Source organism: Acidisoma sp. (assembly GCF_035492295.1).
Lineage (GTDB): Bacteria > Pseudomonadota > Alphaproteobacteria > Acetobacterales > Acetobacteraceae > Acidisoma.
Genome location: NZ_DATJJK010000130.1, coordinates 1 through 9,406 on the forward strand (window position 1 = coordinate 1; position 9,406 = coordinate 9,406).

The following is a 9,406-nucleotide window of genomic DNA, read 5'->3' on the forward strand; positions in this document are numbered from 1 at the left end:
CTTGGCGGATGGCGTCGCCGGTCTGGAAGCGGCAGGGATTTCGGTGGGGCAGGTGGGCTTCATCGGCGGCGGCGCGCGCAGCCGGCTGTGGGCGCGGATCATCGCGGCCGCCACCGGTCTCACGCTCGGCCGCTTCGCCGATGGTGCGCATGGTGCCGCTTTCGGCGCGGCACGGCTCGGCCGCATGGCGGCGGGGGGACCTTTGGTCGCAGAGCAGCCGCCCGTGGTCGAGACGATCGCGCCCGAAGCTGCCCTGCGCGAGGCCTATCTGCCGCGGATCGAGGCCTATCGCGGCCTCTATCGCGCCCTGCAACCCGAATTCCGGCGCGGCCGCACCACCGCCGATGCACCACGCCTCTAAGGTCTGATCGGTTCGGGTGGCTCGCCGAAGCGATTCACCTGAACCGTTCGTCAGACTTTCATCAATAGCTCAGAGATCGGAAATCCAGGCGGCGTTGCGGCGGTTCGATTCGAGCGCGGCCTCGATGAAGCGCATGCCGGCCGCCCCTTGCTCCACCGTCGGCAACAGGCGCGATTGGGCGGAGGGCGCGCGACCCTCGGCATGGGCCAGAATCTGCTCGGCGGCATCGGTATAAAGCTGGGCGAAGGCTTCGAGATACCCTTCCGGGTGTCCGGCCGGCACGCGCGGCACATAGACCGCCGCATCACCGGCGCCAGGGCCGCCGCGCGTGATATGCCGTGGCGGCTCGCCGTGGCGGGTGAAGATCAGCTCGTTCGGCTGTTCCTGATGCCAGGAAAGCCCGCCCTTCTCGCCGAACACCCGCAGCCGCACACCATTCACCTCGCCGGGTGCGACCTGGCTCGCCCACAGCATGCCGCGCGCCCCGCCGGCATAGCGCAGCAGGATATGGACATTGTCGTCCAGCCGCCTTCCCTCGCCGAAAATCGATAGCTCGGCCGCGAGGGATTCCGCCGTCAGCCCGGTCACGTAATTCGCCAGGTGATAGGCATGGGTGCCGATATCGCCGAGGCACCCGCCACCGCCGGATTGCGCCGGGTCGGTGCGCCAGACCGCCTGTTTCAGACCGGTCTTCTCGATCGTCTCGGTCAGCCAGGACTGGGCATATTCGACATGGATGACGCGGATGGCGCCAAGCTCACCCGCCGCCACCATGGCGCGCGCCTGCCGCACCATCGGGTAGCCGGCATAGGTATGAGTGACCCCGAAGACGAGGCCGGTACGGTGCACGGTCTCGACCAGATCCGCGGCCTCCGCCGCCGTCATGGTCAGCGGTTTGTCGCAGATGACGTGAAAGCCGGCCTCCAGGAAAGCCTTGGCCGGCGCGTAATGCAGATTGTTCGGGGTAACGATGGCGACCGCGTCGATGCGGTCCGCGCGCTGCCGCTCACCCTCGACCATGGCCTGCCAGGTCGGATAGGCGCGGGCCGGATCGATATGGCAGTCGACGCCCGCCTGGCGGGATTTTTCCGGATCGGAGGAAAAGGCGCCGGCCACGAATTCAAAGCGATCGTCGATGCGCGCCGCCAGGCGATGCACCGGTCCGATAAAGGAGCCCGGGCCCCCACCGACCATGCCAAGCCTGATCCGGCGCGGCTGCTGATCTCCGCCAGTCTCTGTCATTCTCAACGTCTCCCGTCTCGGGGCGGGTTCAGTCCCGCCTCCGTGACCGGTCGAGGCTTCCGCAGAGTTCCGCCTCAGCGCTTCGACAGGTCGACCACGCCAGCGAAGCCTTCTTCCGTGCCGAAGGCAAGATAGCTGCCGCTCTCATCCCAGACGAGGGTGGAGACCGCGCCGTGACCCGGGGGGGCAACGGGCAGGATGCGCGCGGATTCGACCTCGGCGAGCACCACGCGGCCATCGGCGAAACCCGCCGCCACGACATCCGTCTTGGGATTGAAGAGCACGCGGGTCACGACGGCGCCTGTCCCGCCAGCAAGCTCCGATGGCGGCTTGCCCATGGGGCCACCACCGAAGAAGGGCCAGAGCACCACGGTGTCGGCGCCGGAAGACGCAAGCCAGCGGCCGGAGCGCGAGAAGGAGATGCTCTCCGGCTTGGTCGGATAGCCGCTCATGCGCATGTGCTGACCGTCCGACAGGCGCCAGCCGTGCAGCGCATTCTCCTGCATGGAGGTGACGGCGGATTCGCCGTCCGGATGGAGCGCGATGCCGATATGGCTGCCCTTCCATTCCAGCCGGCGCGGCGCATCGGTTTTGGCGGCCACGAACCAGATGCTGCAGCCGTTGTAGTGCGAGGCCGCGAGGCGCTTGCCGCGCCCGTCAAAGCTGATGCCGGTGACGGTCGAAGGATGCTCCAGCACTTTCAACTTCTGGCCGCGCGCATCGAACAGGTGAACCTGGCGGCCCGCGGCACAGGCGAGGATCGGCATGTCCTTCTCGCGCCCCTTCGTGGGCGCGTAGCTCGCCACATGCTCCACCCATTTGGAGCCCATATCGCCGAGCGTCACAGCCTCGCCATCCGCGCGCACGCGGCGGAAATCGCCGTCATCGCCGCCGGTTACCACGCTTCCAGGCAGGACATCGGCGGCAAGGCCGAGGATCGCGCCGTCATGCACCATGGCCATCGTCCAGTCCGCCGCGCCGTCCGCGAGCGGCGCGAAACGCACGGAGCCGTCCCCCAGGCCAAAGGCTGCGAACGCACCCCCCCGGTCGAAAGCGGCCTGGACGACGAAGGCATCGAGGTTGCGGGAGACGCCGCGCGTCTCGATCAGGTTTTCGCGCGAGGGCGTCTGGGCAGCGAGCATGGAGCGGATCAACCCACCTGGCAGGATTCGAAGCCGCGGCGAAGCTGCGGGCGGTTGAGATTGCGGCCGATGAAGACGAGGCGGCTTTGCCGCGCCTCTCCCTCCTTCCAGGGACCGATGAAGTCGCCGTCGGCGATCATGTGCACGGCCTGGAAGGCGAAGCGCCGATTCTCGCCCGCATAGTCCAGGATGCCCTTGGTGCGCAGCAGATCCTGGCCCTGGCCGTTGAGCACGGTGCCGATCCAGGCATTGAACTTCTGCGGGTCGATGGGGCGGGACACCGTGAAGCTCATGCTGTTGATCTCCTCGTTATGCTCGTGTTCGTCGGACTCCAGGAAGTCCGGGTCGAGGGCGAGGATACGGTTGAGATCGAAAGCGCGGCGGTCCAGCACCGCCTCGATCGCCACGTTGGACTTCTCCGAGCGGATGATCGGCGCCAGCGCATTGATGGCGCGAATGCGCGTCTCGACGGCGGCCAGTTCGTCGGCGCCCACGAGATCGACCTTGTTCAGCAGGATGACATCGGCGAAGGCGATCTGGGCGGCGGCTTCCGAACTATCGGCCAGACGGGCCGGGAGGTTTTTGGCGTCCGCCACCGTCACGATGGCGTCGAGACGGGCGCGGGCGCGCACGCTCTCGTCCACGAAGAAGGTCTGCGCGACGGGGGCAGGGTTCGCGAGGCCGGTCGTTTCGATGATGATACCGTCGAACTTCTGGCGGCGCTTCATCAGGCCAGCGAGGATGCGAATGAGATCGCCGCGCACGGTGCAGCAGATGCAGCCGTTGTTCATCTCGAAAACCTCTTCGTCGGCATCGACGACGAGGTCGTTGTCCACACCGAGCTCACCAAACTCGTTCACGATCACGGCGTATTTCTTGCCGTGATTCTCGGTCAGAATGCGGTTGAGCAGCGTGGTCTTGCCAGCGCCCAGGTAGCCGGTGAGCACCGTGACGGGGACGAGATCCTGGCCAAGGCCAGCCGCTTTATCGGCAACGGTATCGGGCATGAGAGATACTCCAGTCGCGAGGACACAACGAAAAGCTATACAGGACTATCCGGGTCCGGTCATTCGGCGGGGGTAGGAACCCGCCCCGCATCCCGCGCAGGCGAGAGCTTGCGCCAGCGCGTCTCTGCGCAGCCCCAGCCGAGGATGACGAAAAAATAACCGCTGACCGGCAGGCTCGTGAAGGCACTGGTGGAGGCGATCGGCCAGAGATGGATCAGCGCCGCCGCGAAAAGTCCGACCCGCAGCGCGTCGGGGTCGCGCCACAGGCCGCGGCCGATCCCCCGCAGCCAGGCGAGACACATCAGGGAGAAGAGGACGAGGCCCGGATAGCCACCATCCGTGCTCGCCTGGGTGTAGAAGTTGTGGGGATGCTGTTTGCAGATGCCGGCGCCGCCGCCATCGTGTTCCGGCCTGTGGCTCCAGCCCACGAAATAGCGGGGCTCGGTGCAATCCCGCCGGAAGCCGTTGAAGCCGAGGCCGAAGATGGGGTTCTGCTCGGTCATCTCGTCCGCGCGCCGCCACAGATAGCCGTAAGGGCTGGTCTGGAAATGGTCCATCTGGCGGCTGAACTTCTCGACCAGGCGATAGTAGGTCGGCGGCGAGATGATGGGGGAGGCGGCAAGCACGATGCCGCCGATCACCACGGCACCGATCGCGACGGGGCGCAGCTTCGGCAGCAGAATCGCCGAGATAACGAGGCCAAGACCGGTGAGCAGCACCGGCATGCGCTGGCCGATCAGCACCATCACGGCAATGCCGAGGCAGGCGAGCAGCAGGCCCGCAATCCGCCACAGCCAGGCGCGCCGCGCGATCAGCGCCATCACCGGCGGCCAAAGGGCCGGAAAAAGGATGCGCACCAGCTCGGGCCCAGCGCGCGGCTTGAAGAAGGGGCCGGTCAGCTCGCCATCCACGAAGCGGCCGTCGCCGAAGGTGTTCTTGCCCGTCGCATACTGGAAGTAGCATTCGAGCCCGATATAGGCCACGACCGCCTGCACCACCCAGAGCAGCCAACGCCGCGGCCGCGGATCGCGCAGCAGCCAGACTTCCATCGCGACCGCGAAGACGAAGAAGCGCACCATCACCAGTGCCTGGACGAAAGACGGCCAATCCCCATGCAGGATGGGAGGCAGGGGCAGGGAGCAGAGCATTTCCCAAGCCCACCAGGCGCCTGCGAAAGGCACCCAGCCGCGGCGCACCCAGCCCCATTGGCGAGTGAGACCGCAATGGATCAGGAACAGCATGGCGGTGACGGACATGAGAACGTCGGCCAGCGCCCGGCCCTGCAGCAGAGCGGGCATGACGAACAGCATGGTGGCGAGGGCCACCCGCTGGATCAGAAGTGTGAGACGCATCACGGGCGCAGCAGTTCCATTCTCAATTGGTCCAGCTGCCGGCGGGCCGCCGGCAGATCATAGGCACGGGCCCGTTCCAGACCCGCCTGAGAGAGGGACGCGCGCCGCTTCGGGTCGCGCGCCAGGCCGACGATGGCCTGCGCGATTCCCGCGACATCCTCGGCCTCGATCGGCACAGACACATCTTCTGTCAGTTCCGCGAGCCCGCCCCGGCGGGTCGCGATCAGGGCCGCCCCATTCGCCATGGCTTCGAGAGCGGCGAGACCGAAGGGCTCTTGCCAGCGACTGGGCAGGACCGCAATGGCGGCACGGCTCAATTCCACCATGACGCTTTCGTGATCCTGGTAGCCGAGCAGACGGACACCCGCAGCCTGGGCCCGTGGCCGCAGCGCTTCCGTGAACGGTGTCTCCGGACTGTCGGGGCGGAAGCGATCGGCGCCGATCATCACCGCCTCCCATCCCGGCAGAAGCGGCAGGGCCTCGGCACAGGCGGCGACGAAACTGTCCGCGCCCTTGTCCGCCACCAGGCGGCCGGCGAAGACGATGCGCGGCGCCCGTTGCTCGGGCGCAAGGGCAGGCGGCAGGCGGCAGAGGTCGAGGCAATTGGGAAGCACCCTGGGCGCCGGCAGCCCGGACGTCCCCTCTGTCCAGCAGCGCGCCAGAAACGCCGAGACGCAGACAACGGCGCCGAGCCGGCGGGAGAGGGCGCTTCGGTGCGCGGCGGTCTTCGCGCCCCGCATGCCGCGCGGATCGTTGTGCAGGAACAGCGCGATGCGCTGGGGCGGAAACCAGGCGGCGAGGCGGCGGGCGAGATCGGGGCGGTTATGGACCTCTATCAGGGCCGGACGCAGGGGGAGGAGCGCCCGCCGTAGGCCCGCCGCGTAACGCGCGTCGGAACCCGGCGGCCACCAGGAGTCCAGCACTGGCACATAGGGCAGGGGAAAGACCGGCCCGTCCTGCCGGGCGCCCAGAACAGTCACGGCGAAGGGCCCCGCCGGCGCCGACCCTGGATCGGCGAGCCGTGCCTGGAGCAGGGCGATCGCGCCCGCCGATTGCGGCCCGAAGCCTTCGCGCGGCGGCAGGACGACGGCAACGTGCCGTCTCTCGACCTCCGCCACGATCAGGCTTTCGCGCCGCGCTGAATGAGGATGTCGAGAATTTCCGGATCGGACTCGTGTCCGATCATCTCCAAAATCACGTGGCCCTGGCTTGCGGCCATGCGCGGCACGCTTTCTCTGGGCTCCGCGCCGCGCAACCGGACGCGCAGGATTGCCCCCGCCGGGAGTTTTTCCAGCGCCAGGCGCGTGCGGACGAAGGTCATCGGACAGGTGTCTGCTGTCACATCAAGAAACGCCGCATGGGATGTATTTACCGTCATGATATCGCTTTACTTGATGCCGGATCAGGGATGTTGCCTGGACTGCTCAGGTCGATGTAGACAGGGACTAACTACGCCGTTCATGTTTGGCGGCATGCGAAACAACATCGCTGGATTGCCCGAATTCTGTCTATACGGGCGCTGAAGCAAGAAATATCTAATACTGGCGAAGCACGCGGCTAAACCATCCGGCCTGGAGAATTGCAGAATGTCCGACGATACGACCAATCTCAGCGTCCTTGGCTGGACGGCACAAATCGTATCCGCCCATGTCTCCCACAATACGGTTGCACCGGAAGCCCTGCCCAGCCTGATCCAGGACGTATTCCGCACCCTCTCGAACGTCGGCGTCCAGCCCGAACCCTCGGAGAAGCCGCAGCCGGCGGTCCCCATCAAGAAGAGCGTCTTCGGCGACTACATCATCTGTCTCGAGGACGGCAAGAAGCTCAAGATGCTGAAGCGCCATCTCAAGACGGCCTATAATCTGGAGCCGGAACAGTATCGCGAGCGCTGGGGCCTGCCGCCGGATTACCCGATGGTGGCGCCGAACTACGCCCGGCAGCGCTCCTCGCTCGCCAAGAAGATCGGCCTCGGCACCAAGCCGCGCACCGCCGTCAAGGCTCCGTCCGGCCGGTCGAACCGCGGCAGCTGACGCGCCGACCCTCAGCCGGTCTTTGCCTCCTCAGGCGGCTGACCCTATAACGGGGCGACGCGGTTCCAGTCTCTCTTCTGCGGAGATGGGACCGCTGACAGGAACGCCTGAGGGCGTGGATAGAAGCGGAAGCTAACCGATGATGTCGCGCATCGAGCGCCTGTGCATCGAGAAGGGCCTGAAGATGACGGGGCAGCGCCGTGTCATCGCGAGTGTCCTGTCCGATGCGTCGGATCACCCGGACGTCGAAGAACTGTATCGCCGCGCCGTGGCACTCGACAATCGCATGTCGATCGCGACCGTCTACCGCACGGTCCGGCTCTTCGAGGAAAACGGCATCCTCGAACGCCATGATTTCGGCGGTGGCCGCGCCCGCTACGAGCCGGCGACACCCGGCCCCCATCATCACATCGTTGACGTCGATACCGGCCGGGTCATCGAATTCATCGATCCCGAACTGGAAGAGGCGATCCGCGGCATCGCCGTGCGCCTCGGCTTCGACCTCGTCTCCCACCGTCTCGAACTCTTCGGCCGCCAGCGCCAGGGTGAGAGCAAGAGCTCCGACAAGAAACCTGCCCAGAAGCGGCGCAACGCCCGCGCGAGCGACGATGCCTCTTCACCACCCCCTCTCGTCACCGGCTCCGGTGCCGGTCATGGACGCTAAGTGAGCTCAACAGAACCTCTTGCCGGAATCGAAAACGAGGAAGGCATCGGTGAACTGCGTGCCGGCAATCTCGGTCTGCGTATCGCCCGAACCGCCGAAGAGCTGGATGCCGCCCAGGCGCTCCGCTACCGCGTTTTCTACCAGGAACTCGGTGCCCACCCGGACGCCACGACCGAGGCCCGCCATCGCGACAGCGACCGCTACGATGCGGTCGCCGACCATCTCCTCGTGGTCGATCACGACCTCGGCGACGGGCCGGATGCGGTCGTCGGCACCTATCGCCTGATCCGGCGGGAAGCGGCCGAGACGATCGGGCGCTTCTACTCGGCCGACGAATACGACATTTCGCTGATCGAGCGTTTCCCTGGGCAGGTTTTGGAGCTCGGCCGCTCCTGCGTCCATTCCGCCTATCGTGGACGGGCCGCGATGCAGCTCCTGTGGCGCGGCATCGCGGCCTATGTCTTCACCCACAACATCGACCTCATGTTCGGCTGCGCAAGCCTGCCCGGCACGGATGTCGACGGCCTGGCCGCCGAACTCACCTATCTCCACGCGAACCACCTTGCCCCGCCCGATATCCGCCTCCGCGCCCTGCCGCATCGCTATGTCGACATGCAGAGGATGGACCCGGCGGCGATCGACGCCCGCCAGGTCCTGGTCGGCCTGCCGCCGCTCATCAAGGGCTATCTCAGGCTCGGCGGTTTCGTGGGCGATGGCGCGGTCGTCGACCACCAGTTCAACACGACCGACGTCGCCGTCGTGGTCCAGACCGACCTCGTGACCGGTAAATACTACCGGCATTTCGAGCGTGAGCAGCGCGACAGGCGCTAGCTGGTGACGAGAATGCGGGTCCTCGTCAGCTCTCCCGACATTGCTGCGGAAGGCGTGGCGATCCTCGAAGCGGCCGGCCTCGACATTCACACCATGGAAGCCTTTCCCTCCCCGCAACGTCTGGCGGAAGAGGCGGCAAGGCTGCAGGTGGATGCCATCATCGCGCGCCAGGGACGGATCGACGGTCTCGTCATGGATGCCTCGCCGCGTCTCCGGATCATTGCGCGCCATGGCGCCGGCACCGACGAGGTTGATCTGGACGCGGCACGGGCGCGAAACCTGCTCGTCACCCGAACGCCGGGGGCGAATGCTGTCGCCGTCGCCGAACACACGCTTGCCCTCGTCCTGGCGCTCTTCAAGGACATCCCGGCCCTCGGCAAGAGGGTGGCCGAGGGCGGCTGGCGCACCGGCCAGATGCGCGTGCGTGACTTGGCGGGCGCCCGCATCGGGCTCTACGGCATGGGACCGATCGGGCAGGAGACGGCGCGGCTGGCGCACCTGCTTGGCATGCGGGTCTCGGCCTTCTCCCGCCGGACTGCACCGGAGGTCTATCGCCACGCGACCCGTGCCCCGAGCCTCGATGCCTTGCTCGCGGAGAGCGAGGTGCTCTCGCTCCACACCGCGCTGACGCCGGAGACACACCACGTTATCGGCGCGAGGGCGCTCGCGACGCTGCCGGCCGGCGCCTTCTTGGTGAACACCGCGCGCGGCGGGCTGATCGACGAGGCGGCGCTGATCGCGGCCCTCGACTCCGGCCATATCGCGGGCGCCGGGCTC

The 9,406-nt window shown here is 66.9% G+C and carries 11 protein-coding genes; 5 read left to right on the forward strand and 6 right to left on the reverse strand.

The window, feature by feature from the left end:
- Positions 1 to 361 (forward strand): FGGY-family carbohydrate kinase (locus VL752_RS09295; protein WP_325354427.1); only part of this gene is annotated, 361 nt, incomplete at its 5' end.
- 69 nt (positions 362 to 430) lie between these two features.
- Here the strand turns inward: VL752_RS09295 and VL752_RS09300 are convergent.
- From VL752_RS09300 to VL752_RS09325, 6 genes are all read right to left on the reverse strand, one after another.
- Positions 431 to 1,603 carry a Gfo/Idh/MocA family protein gene (locus VL752_RS09300; RefSeq protein WP_325354429.1) on the reverse strand — a complete coding sequence of 391 codons (1,173 nt, stop codon included), beginning with the start codon at positions 1,601 to 1,603 and terminating at the stop codon, positions 431 to 433.
- Between the two features lie 74 nt (positions 1,604 to 1,677).
- Entirely contained in the window at positions 1,678 to 2,745 is a 1,068-nt protein-coding gene (locus tag VL752_RS09305; RefSeq protein WP_325354431.1) for a WD40 repeat domain-containing protein, read from the reverse strand.
- A gap of 8 nt (positions 2,746 to 2,753) precedes the next feature.
- The gene (locus VL752_RS09310) at positions 2,754 to 3,752 is read right to left on the reverse strand and encodes a CobW family GTP-binding protein (RefSeq protein ID WP_325354433.1); all 999 of its coding nucleotides are present in this window, start codon (positions 3,750 to 3,752) and stop codon (positions 2,754 to 2,756) included.
- 59 nt (positions 3,753 to 3,811) lie between these two features.
- Positions 3,812 to 5,104: an O-antigen ligase family protein gene (locus VL752_RS09315; protein ID WP_325354445.1), complete on the reverse strand. Its 1,293-nt coding sequence runs from the start codon at positions 5,102 to 5,104 to the stop codon at positions 3,812 to 3,814.
- Entirely contained in the window at positions 5,104 to 6,222 is a 1,119-nt protein-coding gene (locus VL752_RS09320; RefSeq protein WP_325354435.1) for a glycosyltransferase family 4 protein, read from the reverse strand. Before VL752_RS09320 ends, VL752_RS09315 begins: the two co-directional genes overlap by 1 nt.
- Positions 6,223 to 6,224: 2 nt before the next feature.
- Entirely contained in the window at positions 6,225 to 6,482 is a 258-nt protein-coding gene (locus VL752_RS09325) for a sulfurtransferase TusA family protein (RefSeq protein ID WP_325354437.1), read from the reverse strand.
- Between the two features lie 208 nt (positions 6,483 to 6,690).
- On the opposite strand from VL752_RS09325, the gene VL752_RS09330 reads away from it, so the two are divergent.
- The 4 genes from VL752_RS09330 to VL752_RS09345 form a co-directional block, all read left to right on the forward strand.
- Positions 6,691 to 7,134 (forward strand): MucR family transcriptional regulator, encoded by a 444-nt coding sequence (locus VL752_RS09330; protein WP_325354439.1) that lies wholly within the window; start codon positions 6,691 to 6,693, stop codon positions 7,132 to 7,134.
- Between the two features lie 139 nt (positions 7,135 to 7,273).
- On the forward strand, positions 7,274 to 7,798 hold the full coding sequence (locus VL752_RS09335) for a Fur family transcriptional regulator (protein WP_325354441.1): 525 nt from the start codon (positions 7,274 to 7,276) through the stop codon (positions 7,796 to 7,798).
- The gene (locus VL752_RS09340) at positions 7,799 to 8,629 is read left to right on the forward strand and encodes a GNAT family N-acetyltransferase (RefSeq protein WP_325354443.1); all 831 of its coding nucleotides are present in this window, start codon (positions 7,799 to 7,801) and stop codon (positions 8,627 to 8,629) included.
- 12 nt (positions 8,630 to 8,641) lie between these two features.
- Positions 8,642 to 9,406: NAD(P)-dependent oxidoreductase (locus tag VL752_RS09345; RefSeq protein WP_325354447.1), on the forward strand; the 765-nt coding region annotated here is incomplete at its 3' end.

What these genes read in the sequence shown, in the direction of transcription:
- VL752_RS09300 (WP_325354429.1), bottom strand. Translation starts at nt 1,603, where the DNA reads ATGACAGAGACTGGCGGAGATCAGCAGCCGCGCCGGATCAGGCTTGGC.
- VL752_RS09305 (WP_325354431.1), bottom strand. Translation starts at nt 2,745, where the DNA reads ATGCTCGCTGCCCAGACGCCCTCGCGCGAAAACCTGATCGAGACGCGC.
- VL752_RS09310 (WP_325354433.1), bottom strand. Translation starts at nt 3,752, where the DNA reads ATGCCCGATACCGTTGCCGATAAAGCGGCTGGCCTTGGCCAGGATCTC.
- VL752_RS09315 (WP_325354445.1), bottom strand. Translation starts at nt 5,104, where the DNA reads ATGCGTCTCACACTTCTGATCCAGCGGGTGGCCCTCGCCACCATGCTG.
- VL752_RS09325 (WP_325354437.1), bottom strand. Translation starts at nt 6,482, where the DNA reads ATGACGGTAAATACATCCCATGCGGCGTTTCTTGATGTGACAGCAGAC.
- VL752_RS09330 (WP_325354439.1), top strand. Translation starts at nt 6,691, where the DNA reads ATGTCCGACGATACGACCAATCTCAGCGTCCTTGGCTGGACGGCACAA.
- VL752_RS09335 (WP_325354441.1), top strand. Translation starts at nt 7,274, where the DNA reads ATGATGTCGCGCATCGAGCGCCTGTGCATCGAGAAGGGCCTGAAGATG.